Origin of the sequence: Rothia nasimurium (assembly GCF_928382285.1) — a bacterium.
Taxonomy (GTDB): domain Bacteria; phylum Actinomycetota; class Actinomycetes; order Actinomycetales; family Micrococcaceae; genus Rothia; species Rothia nasimurium_E.
On sequence record NZ_CAKMSS010000010.1, the window covers coordinates 64,767 to 82,607 of the forward strand.

Annotated in this window: 18 protein-coding genes; 14 read left to right on the plus strand and 4 right to left on the minus strand. The window is 49.4% G+C overall.

Translation table 11 applies throughout. The features are described from left to right. Positions 1-11 precede the first annotated feature (11 nt). From L6758_RS10030 to L6758_RS10050, 5 genes are read left to right on the plus strand one after another with little or no spacing between them, the layout of a single operon-like run. A complete protein-coding gene (locus L6758_RS10030; RefSeq protein WP_237205885.1) occupies positions 12-1,079 on the plus strand; it encodes a glycosyltransferase family 4 protein in 1,068 nt (355 codons plus the stop codon). A 4-nt stretch (positions 1,080-1,083) separates the two neighbouring features. Beyond that, positions 1,084-2,154, plus strand: coding sequence for an acyltransferase family protein (locus tag L6758_RS10035; protein WP_237205884.1), 1,071 nt, complete (start codon positions 1,084-1,086; stop codon positions 2,152-2,154). Between the two features lie 30 nt (positions 2,155-2,184). Then, a complete protein-coding gene (locus L6758_RS10040; protein ID WP_237205883.1) occupies positions 2,185-3,063 on the plus strand; it encodes a glycosyltransferase family 2 protein in 879 nt (292 codons plus the stop codon). 15 nt (positions 3,064-3,078) lie between these two features. After that, positions 3,079-4,029 carry a glycosyltransferase family 2 protein gene (locus L6758_RS10045; protein WP_237205882.1) on the plus strand — a complete coding sequence of 317 codons (951 nt, stop codon included), beginning with the start codon at positions 3,079-3,081 and terminating at the stop codon, positions 4,027-4,029. 15 nt (positions 4,030-4,044) lie between these two features. After that, positions 4,045-5,184 (plus strand): glycosyltransferase, encoded by a 1,140-nt coding sequence (locus L6758_RS10050; RefSeq protein ID WP_237205881.1) that lies wholly within the window; start codon positions 4,045-4,047, stop codon positions 5,182-5,184. A gap of 84 nt (positions 5,185-5,268) precedes the next feature. On the opposite strand, the gene L6758_RS10055 is transcribed toward L6758_RS10050, so the two are convergent. The 4 genes from L6758_RS10055 to rfbA form a co-directional block, all read right to left on the minus strand. Further along, complete coding sequence (locus L6758_RS10055) at positions 5,269-5,553, minus strand: PqqD family protein (RefSeq protein WP_237205880.1); 285 nt, start codon at positions 5,551-5,553, stop codon at positions 5,269-5,271. Beyond that, positions 5,550-6,437 carry a nucleotidyltransferase family protein gene (locus L6758_RS10060; protein WP_237205879.1) on the minus strand — a complete coding sequence of 296 codons (888 nt, stop codon included), beginning with the start codon at positions 6,435-6,437 and terminating at the stop codon, positions 5,550-5,552. The genes L6758_RS10055 and L6758_RS10060 overlap by 4 nt, the downstream gene beginning before the upstream one ends. A 95-nt stretch (positions 6,438-6,532) precedes the next feature. Beyond that, a complete protein-coding gene (locus L6758_RS10065) occupies positions 6,533-7,954 on the minus strand; it encodes a polysaccharide biosynthesis tyrosine autokinase (protein ID WP_237205878.1) in 1,422 nt (473 codons plus the stop codon). Between the two features lie 115 nt (positions 7,955-8,069). Beyond that, entirely contained in the window at positions 8,070-8,930 is an 861-nt protein-coding gene (rfbA, locus tag L6758_RS10070) for a glucose-1-phosphate thymidylyltransferase RfbA (protein WP_237205877.1), read from the minus strand. Positions 8,931-9,012: 82 nt separating this feature from the next. On the opposite strand from rfbA, the gene rfbB reads away from it, so the two are divergent. The 9 genes from rfbB (at position 9,013) to L6758_RS10115 (ending at position 17,636) form a co-directional block, all read left to right on the plus strand. After that, entirely contained in the window at positions 9,013-10,011 is a 999-nt protein-coding gene (gene rfbB / locus L6758_RS10075) for a dTDP-glucose 4,6-dehydratase (RefSeq protein WP_237205876.1), read from the plus strand. Further along, positions 10,011-11,438, plus strand: coding sequence for a dTDP-4-dehydrorhamnose reductase (gene rfbD / locus L6758_RS10080; protein WP_237205875.1), 1,428 nt, complete (start codon positions 10,011-10,013; stop codon positions 11,436-11,438). Before rfbB ends, rfbD begins: the two co-directional genes overlap by 1 nt. Positions 11,439-11,466: 28 nt before the next feature. Next, the gene (locus L6758_RS10085; protein ID WP_237212071.1) at positions 11,467-12,327 is read left to right on the plus strand and encodes a glycosyltransferase family 25 protein; all 861 of its coding nucleotides are present in this window, start codon (positions 11,467-11,469) and stop codon (positions 12,325-12,327) included. Between the two features lie 260 nt (positions 12,328-12,587). After that, entirely contained in the window at positions 12,588-13,211 is a 624-nt protein-coding gene (locus L6758_RS10090) for a 50S ribosomal protein L25/general stress protein Ctc (RefSeq protein WP_237187101.1), read from the plus strand. 125 nt (positions 13,212-13,336) lie between these two features. After that, positions 13,337-13,918, plus strand: a complete 582-nt coding sequence (pth, locus tag L6758_RS10095; RefSeq protein ID WP_237205935.1) for an aminoacyl-tRNA hydrolase — start codon at positions 13,337-13,339, stop codon at positions 13,916-13,918. An 11-nt stretch (positions 13,919-13,929) separates the two neighbouring features. Next, entirely contained in the window at positions 13,930-14,982 is a 1,053-nt protein-coding gene (locus tag L6758_RS10100; RefSeq protein WP_237205873.1) for an acyltransferase family protein, read from the plus strand. 136 nt (positions 14,983-15,118) lie between these two features. Further along, positions 15,119-16,426, plus strand: a complete 1,308-nt coding sequence (locus tag L6758_RS10105; RefSeq protein WP_237205872.1) for a SufS family cysteine desulfurase — start codon at positions 15,119-15,121, stop codon at positions 16,424-16,426. 66 nt (positions 16,427-16,492) lie between these two features. Beyond that, on the plus strand, positions 16,493-16,951 hold the full coding sequence (gene sufU / locus L6758_RS10110) for a Fe-S cluster assembly sulfur transfer protein SufU (RefSeq protein ID WP_237197422.1): 459 nt from the start codon (positions 16,493-16,495) through the stop codon (positions 16,949-16,951). A 250-nt stretch (positions 16,952-17,201) separates the two neighbouring features. Beyond that, positions 17,202-17,636: an adenylyltransferase/cytidyltransferase family protein gene (locus L6758_RS10115; protein ID WP_237205871.1), complete on the plus strand. Its 435-nt coding sequence runs from the start codon at positions 17,202-17,204 to the stop codon at positions 17,634-17,636. The last annotated feature ends 205 nt before the right edge of the window (positions 17,637-17,841 follow it).

Below are 17,841 nucleotides of genomic sequence, written 5' to 3' on the forward strand. Positions count from 1 at the left end.
AGTAAAGACAAGTGGCAAAAGTTGCAATTGCAACAAATAACGGGGATATAGGCGGGGGAGAAGTAATGCTTCTCAATATCGCTGAAGCTCTCCGTGCAAATGGTGAAGACGTGCTTGTCATTGGTCCTTCTGCTCCATCTGAACTAGTCGACGCCGCGCGCAGTAAAGGATTGCCCGTACTCGTCTTATCTGCTCGCAAACGGCTGACTTATATGATGAGATTGCGAATCTGGCATTACAGAAACAGCAAAACCTTATTGTGGTGCAATGGTATGTTGCCATCAGTAGCTACAGCAGGGCATTCCGAAAGAATCATACATTTACATCAACTGCCCGTAGGTAAGCTCAAAGTCCTTGAACCAATCGCACGGTTTAAATCTCGTATAACCCTTGTTCCCAGTAATTTTATGGCACGTAAAATCGCCAATTCGATTGTTTTGCCTAACTGGGTACACCCCGTCTCCTCAGAAGAATCCAAAAATATAGATGAAAATTTTCAAGGTATACCCGCTGCCGGAAGAACCATACGGGTGGGTTTTCTTGGGCGGACCTCGACTATCAAAGGTACACATATTCTGTGTAAAGCAATTAAAAACCTGAATTCATCTGCAAGCCCAGCTGACTATCATCTTGTAATCGGTGGAACAGCCCGCTTTATCGATGACCAAGAATATAGTGTTGTTGCTCCGGAACTTGAAGCTGTCAAAGACGTAACCACGGAGATGGGGTGGGTCACTCCAGCAGAGTTTATGAAGAATATCGATATTCTAGTGGTTCCCTCAGTCTGGGAGGAGCCTTTTGGGCTAGTTGCGGCAGAAGCAATGAGCTCAAAAAAGCCTTTAATAGTCACCCGTTCTGGAGGTCTTCCGGAAGTAGTTGGGGAAAATTACCCATGGATATGCAAATCAAATGATGTGAATAGTTTGGCCCAAATGATAGAAAAAGTTGCCACGACATTAAGTCATCACCCTGAAGAAGCCACTGAAATCGTAGCAGCTGCATACGAACGCTGGGTTATAAACTACTCACCGGTAGCAGGCCAAGCCAATGTGGAAAGAGTTATTAAGCATTTTGGGTAAACACGTGTCTCTGTCTCAATCAAGATTACCTACTCGGGTTCATTGGCTAGATACCGTTCGAGGCTTTGCAATTATAGCGGTAGTTCTGGGACATGCTAATATCGGTTTAATAGCTGCTGGCCTAACGCAGGAACAGCCTGTTACTTTTCAACTATTAAATACGAGCCTTTACCTAGTGCATATGCCACTTTTTGCTTTTCTCTTCGGCCTAAATATTCCAGCAGCGTGGGAAAAGCGAAAGAGCTGGGGGTTCGTGGTGAATAGAGTTATTTTTTATATTTATCTCTATCTGGTTTGGACCTTAATTCAGGGACTTTTTGAGATTCTCGGTGCGCGTTATTCGAATGGTTCAACCACATGGCTAGATGTCTTGAATATTGTGCAGCCTCTAGCCCATCTATGGTATCTGCAGTGGATGATTGTTATATTTATAACTCTTGTAGTGTTACGTCCCTGGCAGTCATATGTGAGGGGAATTGTATCTTTTGTTATTTTCAACTTTATTACATGGTTTAGCTGGGGGGCAGATATCCCAGAAATATTTCAGCGAGGTTTCGGCATTAGCTCATTTGCGTTAGCTGGGGCACTAATAGGTACAGCTAGACTGAGTCTACTTGCAAAGAATTCAACTTATTTAAGAATTTCTTTAAGCATTATTTTGGTATTGATATATGCTTTATTGTTGAAATCTGGCTACCATTTAACCACCCCAACTTTGACGGACCCCCTAATTACAGTTCAGAGTAAGATGCTTGGTATGGTCGCGAGTGTAGTTGCAGTAGCTTCTATCATCTTAATTTTTTCTGTATTCTCTAATGAAAATACCATGAAGATTTTTCAGTTTATCGGTATTAATTCTTTGCAGATCTATCTTATGCATCTATTGATTACACCTCCTGTTCGCATAGTCCTTGTAAAGCTTGGGTTTGTTGAACCGTGGGTCATCTTGATGGTTTCGGTGCTTTTAGGCGTGGGGTTACCATTATTACTATGCATATTTTTTAGTAAACAAACATTTTGGTTATTTAATCTTCCGAACCTTTCAAAAAAATATAAGCCTAAGCATCTCACATAAAATATATCTACTACTCTTGAAGGAGTTCTTATGGACATTAGCGTTGTAATACCGAGTAAAGATGGTCTCCCCCTACTTAAAAATCAGCTTAAATCTCTATCTGAGCAACAGACAGAAGCTCGCTGGGAAGTGATTGTGTCAGATAATGGGTCAGCTGACGGCACAGCCGCAGTGGTAGAAGAAATATCTGCTCTCTTTCCTGTCCCCCTAAGAGTTGTTGACTCATCCGACTATCCAGGGGTGGGGGGCGCTCGTAATGTAGGCATTAAAGAAGCTCATGGACGATACATTGCATTCTGCGATGCAGATGATGAGGCAGATCAGGGCTGGATTGAATCTATTTACTTATCCTCGGAACAATACGATGTTGTTGGTGGACCATTACATAGATTGGACACTCAGGGGAGAGGAGAGCCCCTCGGACGTAACTCGGTGTACGAGTTAAAGCGAGGTGGAGTCGGATTTGTAGGGTGCAATGTTGCTATTCGTAAAGATCTGCTCATTCAACTTGGCGGGTTCGATTTTTCTTTGCCCCGTTACGGGGGTGAAGACTCTGAATTAGCAATCCGCCTCAACAAACATGGAGTTACGTATGAATGTAACCCAAAAATGATTATGTTTTTTCGAGAGACTAAAGGCATGAAAGCTAAAATAAAGAAAATACATAATTCAAATTTAGCAGAAGTGCATATCTGGAAGAAATATCCAAACGATTTTCCAAGAATGAACAGTCAGTTCTGGGTTGTTAATGTGATAATTGATTCTATGAATAATTTTGTGTCTTGTATCCGTGCAAAAAATCCTGTGGCTTCAATACGCTATGCTATTAAACCTTTAGCTTCTGTAGTGTATGCTGTGAAAAATCGAACTGACGACTCTTTGCCCAAGTTGATTCATGACATGAAATAGTGGAAGAAAATGCCAATGGAACTTAAGAAATATAAAGCAGCAGTAATTATTCCTACACGTGGAGGAGCAGAAAAACTTCATCACCCTCTGGAATCCTTGGAAAATCAAACTGAAAATGATTTTCAAGTTATCGTTGTGATTGATGGTGATATTGACGGCTCTGAGAAGGTTGTTCAGAAATACATTAATCGGAGTAAATTAAATCTTTCCGTAATCGTTTTTGAACAGAATGAAGGGCGCGTATCAGCTCTTAATACGGGGTATGACGCTGCTGATGCATCTGTACTTATTAGGTGTGATGATGATATTGCTGTGAAATCAGATTTCATTGCTAATCATATAAGCTATCATGATGGGAATCGCCCTAGAGGTGTAATGGGACTAGTTCATAATAAGTTCCCAGATACACCTCATGCACGAGTCTATGGGTACTACCGAGATAGAAAATTTCGTGAGGATGCCTATAAAACTCCCACAGATCAGATATGGCATTTCTGGGCAGCAAACTGTTCAATGACTTCTGAAATATTTGAAATGATTGGGGGGTATGATCAGCGATATAGGCGATACGGCTGGGAAGATGTTGATATGGGCTATATGCTCCATCAGGCAGGTGTTGAGCTACTACTTGCTCCTAATCTTGAGGTAGACCATTATATTGCAGCTACTACTACAGCAGGTCGTGCCCGGCGGGCTTTGCATTCAGGTGCATCCCGTCAAATATTTTTGCAGAAACATGGTCAAGACTCTCTAGAAGATGCTACCCCCTCCGGACTGTGGGGTGCTTGCGTCAAGACTCTTTCATTTTTTATAACAGAGAAAACCATTAGAATATTTGGTAATGGGATCGACCAAGTCGCAGACAGGCTTCCGAAGTGGCTTGCTGAAAAAATGATGGCACTCATTATACATAGTGCCAGCTTTACTGGTATTAAACGACCTAACCGGGCAAGGGTTATTTTCTAAATAGAGTGTTTTTATATGAGCATACGTAATAAAATATTTAGTTTTGGCCCAAAGAAGGCTGATTGCGTTCCTATAGCCATCGCACATGACTACCTTACCCAGCGTGGGGGAGCGGAGCGTGTCGTCCTTGCCATGCATCGTGCCTTCCCCGACGCACCCATCTACACGACCTTGTACGACCCAGAAAAGACGTACGAAGAATTCAAAAACTGCACAATCATCACCTCTCCCCTTAATAAAGTACCCCTCTTCAGAAAAGACCATAGGCTAGCTCTTCCTCTTCTGCCCTTCTTCTCAAGTCTCTTACGTCCCAGGGCAAATAAAGTCTTGGTCTCATCAACTGGTTGGGCCCACGGGTTTCACCTACCCAAAAAAACACTGGTCTACTGTCACTCACCAGCCCGGTGGATCTACCTAACAGACCAATATCTAGGAGATACAGCGAATCCGCTAATCGTCGGGGTCTTTAAATTCCTCCGGCCCCTCCTGCTGCGATGGGACCAGCAGGCTGCCGCCAAACAGACACACTATGTAGCAAATTCGAGTACAATCCAACATCGAATTCAGGACGTCTACGGTAAAGACGTAGACATCATCTACCCGCCTTTCTCCGTTAAAGAGGGCGACCGTCTAAAAGAAATTCAAGGTCTTGAAGAATTTATGGCTGACGGCTACTTCTTAATCGTTTCAAGGCTCCTGCCCTACAAAAATGTGCAACAAGCTCTTCAAGCCTTTGCAACACTCGAAGAAAAACTCCTGGTCATCGGGGCCGGTCCCATGAAAAATGAGCTAGAAGAAAAAGCCACCCCTAACGTGGCTTTTGCTTCAAATCTCTCCGATGAACAAATGAGCTACGCTTACGCCCATGCCACCGCACTACTGGCAATATCCCATGAAGATTTCGGTATAACCCCCCTCGAAGGGGGAGCCTTCGGGAAGCCAACCATCGCTCTCCATGCAGGAGGTTTCCTCGACACCATAGTCGAAGGCATCAACGGAATATTCATCGAGTCTCCCACACCCTCCGAGATTGAGGCTGCCGTGCGCCGTTTCAACCCCGCGGATTTCGATGCTTCTACGGTGAAAGCTCACGTACAGAAATTTTCCGAAGAGCGATTCAGAGAAAAAATAGTCCAGGAAATACGAAAACTATAGAAAATCAGTCAGCCATCAATAAAATGCAGAGAAGCTCCCCGGGCGGGGAGCTTCTCTGCATTTAATGTCTACTTATCCTTTTGTTTAGTCTACTTGTTCGATGAACCCTTGTCTCTCTAACGTAGCTAGAAAATCTAAAATACTGTCAGCCACGGTCTCTCTGTCCACACCATAAATCTCAGCCATCTCATGAATTAGTTCTTCACCACCCATAGGTGTTTCTAACAACTCCCAAATCAGCAGACCTACACCATTGAAAGTAAAGATATGAGAACTTTCAATATCTGCTACGTATAGTACTTCTTGATTGTCGAGGGATATTTCAGAACCGTAAACATAGGCTGTAGTGGCGCACCGCTGGTATTTCATTTCTTTGTCTTTCGATTCCTAGGAGCAAGCTTTGTGAATCTACTGAGAAATTTTTGACGTATTTCTTGCTTGCTGGGGGAATGGCCTAACTCCATAGCAAGATGATCTCTATTCACCTTAAAAATATCTAGCACCGTTCTAATCTTAGCGATGAAGCCAGGGGCCGTCTTAACTCTGGCATACCAGCGAGTCATATCTGATGTTTTTTGTGAAGCGGTTCTCCATAATAAATAGTCAGGGTGAGAGGCATAATCATCTATAGTGCCTTGAGCTGCTGAATAAGCCAGCATAGCTTCTAACTCAAACACTCTCTCCTCTAAGAGATGCTTTTCTTCTTTAGTAAGAAGTTGGTTGAGATACTCCACGTCAGGCTTACGTGGAGAGGTAGACCGCGCAGCATGGATATAGACTACGATACGGGAATCGACCAGTGAAGTGGTGAAACAGGGATAACCAGCAATAGTTTTAGCGCGGCGCTGTTCCCATAAACGGTTAAACGCAGTACCGCTATCGGAACCCAGGCCAGGAAAAGCTCGGTGCACATCAGCTAACCCCCACGTGGGGTGATAAATAGTCATCGCGTGATGGTAATCAGACCCTGTCTTGAAGGTTGTTAAGACCTTCCACCCAGCATTTTCAACTGCTCTCACAAAAGAATCTATATGGTGTGGGCGAACCAAGATATCTACATCGGTGCTGGTACGCGTAGCGGGGTATGTATCTTGACCAAAGATATATCCCTTGATGTGCAAGAGATCGACCTCAGCTAAGGTTGCCAGCCGTTGAAGATGTGCGTGGCTTAACATAATACGAGCTTTGAGGGGGACCTCTTGGTAATTTTCGCCTTCGGATAAGGTCTCACGCGGTGCTGATGGTGTTGTCACAAATATCCTGTTTCATAATATAAGAGCTAGCTGGCAGTAACGGAAAGAGGGGAAGGCTTAGGCCTCCCCCTCTTCTAGAGACCGATAGCGACGGTCTATGCAGTTACTTTGTGGCTGCGCTTCCGTTTTTTACCCTTACCTTGGGAGTCTGCCTCATCCACACCGTAATAGTTAGAGTAGGCACCATTAGAAGAGTAAGCGAACCCATAGTAGGTATTACCTAGACCGGTGCGAGGAGCACGGTTGATAACAACACCTATCAACTGAGCATTGACCTTGCGCAAGTTCGCTGCTGCTTCTGCCAAGTTCTCTTTGCGAGTCTTACCTACACTACCTACTAAAACAACGCCGTCAACAGCAGTTGAGAGGAGCGCCGCATCGGTAACCGGCAGCACCGGGGGGACGTCAATAATTACAGTGAACTCAGAAGCGAGTTCCGCGATGAGCTGGCGCATCTTATCAGACCCCAAGAGCTCAGAGGGGTTCGGCGGAATACGACCAGCAGGCAAGATGAAGAGCTGAGTGTCTTCAAACTGACGAACAGCATCCGCGAGCTCGACCTGACCGGCAAGAACCTGTGTGAGACCAACCTTGGAGTCAATTTTGAACTTCTTAGCAATGGTTGGGCGACGCAAGTCAGCGTCGATAATAATGACAGGTTCACCCGCGTCAGCCAAAGCACGAGCAATAGAGGCTGAGACAGTTGATTTACCTTCGCCGGGTTCAGCAGAGGTGACAATAAATGCGCGAGGGGGATTATCAACATTTACAAATCGCAAATTGGTGCGTAGCTGACGGATAGCTTCCTGCGAGATGTGGTCCTTCTGAGAACGAAGAATATTATCCTCAGAGAGTTCTTCTGAGACAGGCAATACGCCCAAGATACCGGCATCTGCTGCTTTAGTAGCGTCATCGCGTGTACGTAGTTTGGTGTCTACGGTGCGACGTAGCAAGATTGCTGCCAGAACGAGAGTTAGACCAATCAGAGCGCCAATACCTACAAGCTTAAATACATTTGGGCTTACCGGAGTTCGGCTAAGAGTCGCATCTTCTAGAGGGATAACTCGTACTGAACTTGATCCCTCTAAATCATTTGCAACTTTTGCCACCGCCTGCAGGGAGCTGTTAGCAAGCGCCTGTGCATTTTCAGGTGAAGACCCTGTGGCAGATACATTGATAAGGGCTGAGTTCGCATCTACTGAAGCGTGGAGATTCCCCTGAACCTGGGCGGGGGTGAGGTTCAGTTCAGGGTTAGCTGCCACGATTTCCTCAGCTACCGGACCACTGTTAACAAAAGCCAAATAAGCTGCAGCTTTTTCTTTTGCTGCTGCTGAGCCTGATATAACGTCACCGATTCCGGCACCGTCACCGACCGTTACATAGCCGGTGGCGTGAGAAGTGTAGACCTTAGGCTGAAGCATTGAGTAGCCTAAGCCAAGAAGAGCACCTACGAGAAGCCCCGCGAGGAGAAGTTTCAGATTGACGCGCAACATGCGCATGACATCGAGTATGGTCATAGGTCACCTAAATATAAATACGAGTAAGAAGAAAACAAATAAACTTTCTTGAGTCTACCAGCGGACCCAACAGACCTCTAGGTTAGGAAAAACGAGTTCTGGCAGACTTTATAGGTCAAGAAAGCAGTCCCATCAGATAGGCCCCATAGCCACTCTTCACTAGGGGCGCTGCTAGCTTTTCGAGCTTATCGTCGCTAATCCAGCCCATACGCCACCCAATTTCTTCGGGTGAGCCGATAGAAAGGCCCTGGCGAGCTTGAACAGTACGGATATAGTTGGTGGCGTCTGCTAGCGAATCGAACGTTCCAGTATCTAGCCAAGCCGTTCCGCGGGGAAGCACTTCTACCTGGAGCTTTCCTTGCTCAAGGTAGACACGGTTGAGGTCAGTAATTTCAAGCTCTCCGCGAGCTGAAGGCTTGATATTCTTGGCGTACTCCACCACATTGTTGTCGTAGAAGTAAAGCCCGGGAATTGCATAATCACTCTTTGGCGTTTCGGGCTTCTCTTCTATAGAGAGGGCCTTAAAGTTGTCATCAAACTCAACAACACCGTAGGCGGTAGGGTCCGCAACCCTATAACCAAAAACAGCAGCCCCGTCCACGTCATTATATTTACGCAACTGGTTGCCAAGCCCCGGGCCGTAGAAGATATTATCGCCTAATACTAGGGCTGCTGAGTCGTCCCCGATATGCTCCTCGCCCAAAATGAAAGCTTGTGCAAGGCCGTCCGGAGAGGGCTGTACCTTATAGCTGAAGTTAACCCCAAACTGTGAGCCATCACCCAGAAGGCGCTGGAATTGCTCTTGGTCTTGAGGCGTAGTGATAATCAGAATATCCTGAATACCTGCCAGCATGAGGGTGGAAATGGGGTAGTAAATCATCGGTTTGTCGTAAACCGGAGTGAGCTGCTTGCTGATGCCGAGTGTAATGGGGTGGAGGCGTGAACCTGTGCCACCTGCGAGTAAAATTCCCTTCATACCCCCATTCTGGCATGAACACCACATTTTTTGGGGCTAGTAGAAACCCAAAATAAGGTGATTTGCCACTACTGTTGTATTCATGGGAAATATTCTTGTTACCGGCGGCGCCGGCTTCATCGGCTCGAACTTTGTCCACTACCTGGTAGATAACACTGACCACAAGGTTGTAGTGCTCGATAAGATGACCTACGCCGCTAATAAAATGTCACTCGCAGGGCTTCCTTCTGACCGCTTTGAATTGGTCAAGGGGGATATCGCTGACATGGACGTCGTTGATTCCCTGGTTGCGCAGGCCGATGCGGTCGTCCACTATGCAGCTGAGTCCCACAACGATAACTCGCTCAACGACCCTAGCCCCTTTATCCACACCAACCTTATTGGTACTTTCACTCTGCTTGAGGCTGTTCGCAAGCACAAGACTCGCTACCACCACATCTCAACCGACGAGGTCTTCGGCGACCTCGAACTAGACGACCCCGCTAAGTTCACTGAAACCACCCCCTACAACCCGTCCTCCCCCTACTCTTCAACCAAGGCAGGCTCTGACTTACTGGTTCGTGCCTGGGTTCGTTCTTTCGGTATCGAAGCAACAATTTCTAACTGCTCCAACAACTACGGTCCCTACCAGCACATCGAGAAGTTCATCCCTCGCCAGATCACCAATATTCTGGCTGGCATCAAGCCCAAGCTCTACGGTGAAGGGCTGAACGTGCGCGACTGGATCCACGCATCAGACCACTCTTCAGCCGTCCACACCATCCTCGAAAAGGGCAAGATTGGTGAGACCTACCTCATCGGCGCTAACGGTGAAGAAAACAACATCACCGTTCTGCGTACCATCCTGCGCCTCATGGGTCAGCCTGAGGACGCCTTCGATCACGTAGTTGACCGCCCCGGCCACGACCTCCGTTACGCTATCGATGGCACCCGTCTGCGTGAAGAGCTGGGCTGGGAGCCCCAGTTCACCAACTTTGAAGCGGGCCTAGCAGACACCATTGCCTGGTACACCGACAACCGCGCCTGGTGGGAGCCCCTCAAAGCTGAGGTCGAAGCTAAGTACGCAAAGGCAGGCCAGTAATGCCTAAAGAATTAGCCGTTCACACAACGGAGATTCCGGGCCTGCTCGTTATCGATATTCCGCAGCACGGCGATAACCGCGGCTGGTTCAAAGAAAACTGGCAGCGCGAGAAAATGGTTGCCGCTGGTCTACCGGACTTCGGCCCTGTACAGAACAACATTTCCTTCAACGCAACAGCAGGTACCACCCGCGGCATTCACGCTGAACCCTGGGATAAGTTCGTTTCTGTTGCTACCGGTCGCATTTTTGGTGCCTGGGTTGACCTGCGTGCCGGTGAATCCTTCGGTAAGACCGTCACTGTAGAGCTTGGCCCCGATACCGCTGTTTTTGTTCCCCGCGGGGTAGGTAACTCCTTTCAGACTCTGGAAGACAACACCGCCTACACCTACCTGGTGAATGACCACTGGTCAGCAGATGCCCAGGGGGAGTACTCCTTCCTTAACCTTGCTGATGAGACAGTAGCAATTGACTGGCCGATTTCTCTGGATCAGGCAGAACTTTCTGAGAAGGACAAGAACCACCCCCGGCTTGCTGATGTAGAGCCCCTTACTCCGGCTCCCTTGCTGGTGGTTGGTGCTAACGGGCAGCTGGGGCGTGAGCTGGTCAAGCAGCTTGAGGCCTCTGGCACCCCCTATATCGCCACGACTCGTGCGGAGCTTAATGTGGCACGTCCTGAGAGCTGGGTTAATGCCTACCGTTGGCGTTCACTGCGTGGCATTATTAACGCAGCAGCCTACACGGCAGTTGATCAGGCTGAGACTCCTGAAGGGCGTGCGGACGCCTGGGCTGCCAACGCAACTGGTGTTGCGGCCTTGGCACGGGTCGCAGATGAAGCTGGCATCCCACTGGTACATGTCTCTACTGACTACGTTTTTGATGGTTCCTTACCGCTCGGTGAAGAATACACAGAGGACGCCCCAGTAGCTCCTCTGGGCGTGTACGGCCAGTCAAAGGCTGCCGGTGAGATGGCCGTCCGATCGGTACGCCGCCACTATATTGTGCGTACCTCCTGGGTGATGGGCGATGGCAAGAACTTCATTGAAATCATGAAGTCCCTGGCAGAGCGTGGCGTGAACCCCACCGTAGTTTCTGACCAGCATGGCCGCCCTACTTTTACAGAGGATTTGGCTGGAGCGATTGTGCATTTGATCGAGAAGAACTGCGAGTTCGGTACTTACCATGTCTCTAATACAGGGGCAGTGTTGACATGGGCTGACTTAGCGAAAACTGTTTTTGAGCTGATGGGTCACTCAGCGGACAGGGTAACTCCTGTGACTACAGCAGAATACTTTGCAAAGGCAGAACTATTTGCGCCGCGCCCTGTTAACTCAGCTATGGATCTTTCCAAAATTAGTAAAACCGGTTATATTCCAAAAAACTATCATGAAAGCCTTTCTGCTTATATCAATCGCACGTGTGAAAAATAATTAAGATACATACTGAGGAGTGCTTGATTTGCTATCAAAATCTGTTGTAATAGCCCTGTCTGATTCGCCTCGGCTTGAAGGGTTTCAAAAGTCTAATTGGGGAGTTGAATTCAGTGTTTTTGATGCTGTAGACACTCGTGATGGACACATTCCCAAAGACTTTAATATAGAAGTTTATCGTCTCCGCTCTTTACGTGATCCGCACCCCGGTGAAATGGGATGTGCAGTAAGTCATTATCGTGTCATTAAAGAGTTTGCTGAGGAAGTTGGTGAAGATGAAGATTTGATGCTCGTGGCAGAAGATGACGCAAGACCTGTCAAGGGTTTCCATATAATGCTTGAAGAAATCCTTCAGTCATCGCAGAGTAAGGAAATAGTTCTTCTTTCTGAGCCAATTTTTGGTTCCCTTAAGAATTTGAAATACTATGCAATGTCGCTTCTTTCCGAGAAAATCGGCTCGGATCGCAAAATGGGGCATTATGCTGATAAAATAGCTGGAACGGGTTTATATCTAATTTCCCGCGGGGCTAGTAAAAAATTTGTTTCTCAGGTTGAAAAAGCTAAAGGGGTTAGCTGGGCTGCAGATGACTACAATACGGATTTAACTGGAACTTCTTTCGTCTCACCTTATCAGGTGATTGATTTGAAAGTAGTGCGCCCTGGGTTGGCGGATTGGGAAGGTGAGAGTACAATCCATGAGCCTGAAGGGTATGAAAAATTTAAGCAACGGAAGCTTGAAGAGCATAGCACTTCACATTCGGGTCTTAAATCACTGATGGTGAAAGCCAAGTCCAAAATAAGCCTAACTAATATAATTTTAGCTAAAAACCTTTTTATTATTTCTGCTAAAGACTTGAGGGGACTCCTTTTGTCTCGGTGGGCTCGTTAAGGTTTTATGCTACATAAGCTGAATGTGTGAGTCGGTGGTTTGTGGTGACCTAAAGAACTTGATTGTTTACTTGTATTCTGCCTTAATTTGCGTAATAATTACTATTTGTGCCCTAGGCGCATAAAGCCAAGGCAGTGGAATGCCGGTGGGAAACCCCGGTAGGTCCGGAACTGACGGTGGCTGGTTAGAAATCGATTTCTGGCGCCAGTTCACTACACCACTTGGCGCATCGACAACTAACCACAGAAAGGATGGCCCTCATGTCAGAGACCATCAAGATTTCCGCAACCGTCCGCACCGACTTCGGTAAGGGCTACGCCCGCCGCATCCGTATGGCCGGTGACATCCCCGCCGTCATCTACGGCCACGGTGAAGAGCCCAAGCACGTTGTACTTCCCGGCCACGCAACCACCCTGGCAGCCCGCGTCCCCAACGCTATTCTCGACCTCGACATCGAAGGTGACTCACACCTGGCCATGATCAAGGACATCCAGCGCCACCCCATCCGCCCCGAACTACAGCACATCGACCTGCTGACCGTTAAGCGCGGAGAGCGCGTTGAGATCGAGGTTCCCGTACACGTTGAGGGTGAACCCGCCGTTGGTGCCGTTGCAAACCAGGAAGAAACCGCTCTGCTCGTTGAAGCAGACGCTCTGAAGGCTCCCGAAGCTCTCGTTGTTAACATCGAAGGCCGCGAAGCAGGCGCCCACGTTCACGCTTCTGACGTTGAACTGCCCGCCGGCGTTACCCTCGTAGCAGATGCAGAACTGCTGGTTGTTAATATCTCCGAGCCCGAGGAACTCGACGTACCCGAGGTTGGCGAAGAAGGCGAAAACGCTCCCGAGGGCGCAGAAGCTGACGCTCAGGTAGACGAAGCTAAGTAAGCTCTATAGCTACCTCACCTCTTTGTAAGGCCCGTACCGTAGTCAACGACGGTGCGGGCCTTCTCTTAGCTCGATAGACTCTTTACATGCTTACCGCATTCTTGCGCCGTAGGAAGGGCGAAAATATGTCAGATGCTTGGCTTATCGTTGGTCTGGGTAACCCCGGCCCCGAGTACGCTGCAACCCGTCACAACATTGGGCAGATGGTGCTCGATGAGCTCGCAAACTCTGTAGGCGGTAATTTCAAGAAGCACAGTAAGGCACGAGCCCAGGTGCTCGAAGGACGCCTCGGTGTAGGGGGTGCGAAAGTTGTGCTAGCTAAGCCCCTGACCTATATGAACGTATCGGGTGGCCCGGTGTCTGCGCTGGCTCAGTTCTACGGCATCGACCCTGAAAAGATCATCGTGGTGCACGATGAGCTTGATATTCCTTTTGATTCCATCAAACTAAAAATCGGTGGGGGAGAAGGTGGCCATAATGGCCTGCGTGATATTACCAAGGCTCTGGGCACCAAGAACTATTACCGGGTTCGTACCGGGATTGGCCGCCCTCCGGGGCAGATGCAGACCGCTGATTTTGTGCTGAAGCCTTTTACCACAGCGGAGAAGAAAGATTTGCCCTTCCTCATTTCTAATGCAGCAGACGCTACAGAAATGTTGATTAAAGAGGGACTGCTGGCTGCCCAGCAGCGATATCACACACAATAGAAAGGAACGCGATGCATAAAATCTCTTCACCCTCTACACCTCTCACACTGCGAGAGGCAATCCTTCAGTCAAAAAATTCTCTTAATTTTATTCGTTTTATTTTAGCGGCATTGGTTATTTGGGGTCACGCTTATCCGTTGACAAGCGGCGTAAGTTCTCGGATGGAATTTATTTCTGGGATGGCTGTTAATTTATTTTTTTGTATATCTGGCTTCCTTATCTTGGCCAGTGCGCAGCGAGTTGGGCCTTTATCTTATCTATGGAGAAGGTTTCTAAGAATATTCCCTGGGTATTGGGTATCTCTTTTCTTTGTTATTGTTGTGGCTGTTCCCATCTCTTATCTGCTGGGAACATCTCAATTCGCTTGGGATACAGAAAAGAGTTTAGGTTACTTTTGGGAGAATTTTAATCTCTATAATCTTCAATTTGCTATTGAGGGAACTCAAATCGGTCTCCCTTACCAGGCATGGAATGGTTCTACTTGGACCCTCTGGTATGAATTTGTAGCATATCTCTGTCTCATCCCGCTGGCTTATTTACCCTATGTTAGAAATTTTCAGAGAGTCACTATCACTGTTGCTTTTGTGGGAAGTCTTTTAATGTACCCTGTATTAGATGCTGCGGACGCAACCACCACTATGTATTGGAGTTTTGCCCGTCTGGTGCCAATGTTTCTTGCTGGTTCACTGCTTTATGTTTGGGGTGATTATATTAAAGTTAGAAAACCTTTAGTAGTTGTTGCAGTAGTTTTGACAATTATTCTTCATTATTTTGATAATGTATATCTTATGAACACCCTGCACTTAATTTTTGCCTATGGTGTGCTGGGGCTAGCCGCAATTCTTAAGATTTACTGGGGGTATAAAAATGACCTGTCCTATGGGGTTTATATTTATGCCTTCCCTGTGCAACAGCTTTTTATTGCAGCAGGAACCGCCAGGTATGGCATCGCGATTAATACTTTTCTAACACTGGTTGTTGCGATGGGTCTTGCGTACCTGTCGTGGAATTTAGTTGAAAAGCCCTCTTTGAGTCTAAAAAGACTGTTGCCAACTCATCGGTAGTTTGTATGTTCGCAAAGAGCCATACAGATGCACTTGACTGCTGGTAGTCATACCTAACTACCAATTCTGCCCCGCAGGGAATAGGCTAGAAAAACATGCCGTTATACCAGGCGTACCCAACGGAAAGGCAAAGACAGTGGCTAGCAGCTACCGCACCCCAGCCGGGGCAGAGCTCACCAACGAACTCGTCACCGAACTTCGCAAGGACTACCCCATCCTCAACCGCGAGGTCATCGGCCACCCCCTGGCCTACCTCGATACCGGTGCGACCAGCCAGAACCCCCTGCAGGTACTTGACGCTGAACGCAACTACTACCTTGGTGCCAACTCGGCCGTCCACCGCGGTGCCCACACCCTTGCCGTTGATGCTACCGACGCCTTCGAGGACGCCCGCCGCACCGTAGCCTCCTTCATTGGCGCCGCAGAAAACGAGCTGGTCTGGACCTCCAATGCCACCGAAGCCCTCAACCTGCTCACCTACTCCTTCGGCAACGCGTCCGCCGGAATCGGTGGGGACGCCGCCACCCGCTTCGCGCTGGCAGAGGGCGACGAAATCGTCACCACCGAGCAGGAACACCATGCCAACGTCATCCCCTGGCAAATCCTGGCTGCCCGCACCGGTGCAACCCTGCGCTACATCCCCGTTACCGACCAGGGGCTCATTGACTACGAAGCTGCCGAGAAAATCGTCACCGACCGCACCCGCATCCTTGCTTTCACCCATGTCTCAAACGTCGCGGGCTCTATCACCGACGTGGACTTCATGGTCACCCTGGCTAAGAAGGTCGGAGCTCTGACGGTGCTGGATGCCTGCCAGTCAGTGCCCCACATGCCCGTTGACGTGAAAAAACTCGGCGTAGACTTCGCAGCTTTCTCAGCCCACAAGATGCTGGCCCCCACCGGTATCGGTGCCCTCTACGGCCGTAATGAGCTGCTTGAAGCCATGCCCCCCTTCCTTACCGGCGGCTCCATGATCACCAAGGTCACCATGACCGAAGCAGAATGGATGCCCGCCCCCATCAAATTCGAGGCAGGCACCCAGCGGGTCTCCCAGGCCGTCGCCTGGGCCGAAGCCGTACGCTACCTACAGCACCTTGGCATGGAGCAGGTGCATGCCTGGGAATCCAAGCTCGGCCAGCTCCTCGCCGAAGGCGTAAGCTCAATCCCCGGCGTCCGCCTCATCGGCCCGGCAGCAGGCCAGCCCCGAGCCGGACTCACCTCGGTACACGTCGAAGGCGTGCACCCCCACGACGTCGGCCAGCTCCTCGACGAAAAAGGTATCGCCGTGCGCGTAGGCCACCACTGCGCCCAGCCCCTACACCGGGCTCTTGGCATCACCGCCTCAACCCGCGCCAGCGCCTACATCTACAACACCACCGACGACGTAGAACGCTTCATCGAAGAACTCGCCAAGGTACGCAGCTACTTCGGCTACACCGACTAAGAGACACCACAGCAATACAATGGGTAGGCTCCGCCAGCGACCCACCCTGAAAGAAGGACACCGAATATGAGCGGTCTTGAACAGCTCTACCAGCAGATCATTCTCGAACACTCCAAGCAGCGCTCCGGTGAGGGCCTCATCGACCCCGCCGAGGGAACCCGAGCCGCAACCAACCATCAGTACAACCCCACCTGCGGCGACGAAATCAACCTGCGCGTTACCCTCAAAGACGGTGAAAACACCATCGACACTATCTCCTGGGAAGGCGACGGCTGCTCCATCTCCATGGCAGCTGCCTCCGTACTCTCGGAGATGGCCCCCGGCATGAGCACCCAGGAATTTCAGCAGCTTGTCGACGACTTCCGCGAGATGCTCCGTTCCCGCGGCCAAATCGAACCCGACGAAGAAGTTCTCGGTGACGCCGCCGCCTTCGCCGGTGTCTCCAAGTTTGTTGCCCGCGTGAAATGCGCCATGCTCTCCTGGGTTGCAGCCGAAGAAGCCACCAAGGAAGCAGCGGCAGCCTAACACCGCATGCAAGCCTAGCTCAGCTCAAAGCCCCAGCTCAGCGCACAGAACCCACTCCAAAGCGTCCGCCCCTGCCGGGCTGTAGCGGGGTGGGTTTCGTTGCCCTAAGTACGCCCTGACCTGGGCTGTCCCCCAAAGTGCCCCCGGTATCGTCCTTACCTTGCTCCCCACCTTAACGTAGGGTTAAGTGGAGAAACACACCTGTACTAGCGCGTTCGCACCGCGCCCACACGCACACTCTGGGGGACCCATGAACATTGGCTATGCAGCCGGCGCCTTCGACCTTTTCCACGTCGGCCACCTCAACATCCTGCGCCAGGCCAAGAAAAACTGCGACTACCTTATCGCCGGGGTAGTCTCCGACGAAATGCTAGAACTCACCAAGGGGCGTAAACCCATCGTCCCGCTGACCGAGCGCATGGAAATCGTCTCCCACATCGACTTTGTCGACGAAGTACGCGCCGAAACCGTGGTCGACAAGCTCGAAACCTGGGAACAGGTGCGCTTCAATACCTTCTTCAAGGGTGACGACTGGAAGGGCACCCAGCGCGGTATCGACCTAGAAAACCGCTTCGCTGAGGTAGGCGTGCAGGTGGTCTACTTCCCCTACAGCGCCCACACCTCCAGCACCAAGCTGCGGGCGGCGCTCGAAGCTCTCAACACTCCGAAGCCTATGGCTGCGTAGCCATGAGCATTGTGTAGCAAGGTCCGACTTAGGATTTGGGTTCACCAGAAGTGGTGACGTGCATGGAACTGCAGCACTTGAGGCTTATTCAAAAGTCCCACCCGCAGCCAAAAACACCAACCCCCGCACCACCGCAAACACCCGCCCATACAACCCCAACGGCCGCCTAAACCCCGTATGAAGAATCCGCCAAGTCTTGATGTGA

Coding starts and splice junctions, on each gene's coding strand:
- sufU (WP_237197422.1), top strand. CDS start 16,493: ATGAGCGGTCTTGAACAGCTCTACCAGCAGATCATTCTCGAACACTCC.
- L6758_RS10040 (WP_237205883.1), top strand. CDS start 2,185: ATGGACATTAGCGTTGTAATACCGAGTAAAGATGGTCTCCCCCTACTT.
- L6758_RS10115 (WP_237205871.1), top strand. CDS start 17,202: ATGAACATTGGCTATGCAGCCGGCGCCTTCGACCTTTTCCACGTCGGC.
- L6758_RS10065 (WP_237205878.1), bottom strand. CDS start 7,954: ATGACCATACTCGATGTCATGCGCATGTTGCGCGTCAATCTGAAACTT.
- L6758_RS10045 (WP_237205882.1), top strand. CDS start 3,079: ATGGAACTTAAGAAATATAAAGCAGCAGTAATTATTCCTACACGTGGA.
- rfbB (WP_237205876.1), top strand. CDS start 9,013: ATGGGAAATATTCTTGTTACCGGCGGCGCCGGCTTCATCGGCTCGAAC.
- rfbD (WP_237205875.1), top strand. CDS start 10,011: ATGCCTAAAGAATTAGCCGTTCACACAACGGAGATTCCGGGCCTGCTC.
- L6758_RS10100 (WP_237205873.1), top strand. CDS start 13,930: ATGCATAAAATCTCTTCACCCTCTACACCTCTCACACTGCGAGAGGCA.
- L6758_RS10055 (WP_237205880.1), bottom strand. CDS start 5,553: ATGAAATACCAGCGGTGCGCCACTACAGCCTATGTTTACGGTTCTGAA.
- pth (WP_237205935.1), top strand. CDS start 13,337: ATGTCAGATGCTTGGCTTATCGTTGGTCTGGGTAACCCCGGCCCCGAG.
- rfbA (WP_237205877.1), bottom strand. CDS start 8,930: ATGAAGGGAATTTTACTCGCAGGTGGCACAGGTTCACGCCTCCACCCC.
- L6758_RS10090 (WP_237187101.1), top strand. CDS start 12,588: ATGTCAGAGACCATCAAGATTTCCGCAACCGTCCGCACCGACTTCGGT.
- L6758_RS10050 (WP_237205881.1), top strand. CDS start 4,045: ATGAGCATACGTAATAAAATATTTAGTTTTGGCCCAAAGAAGGCTGAT.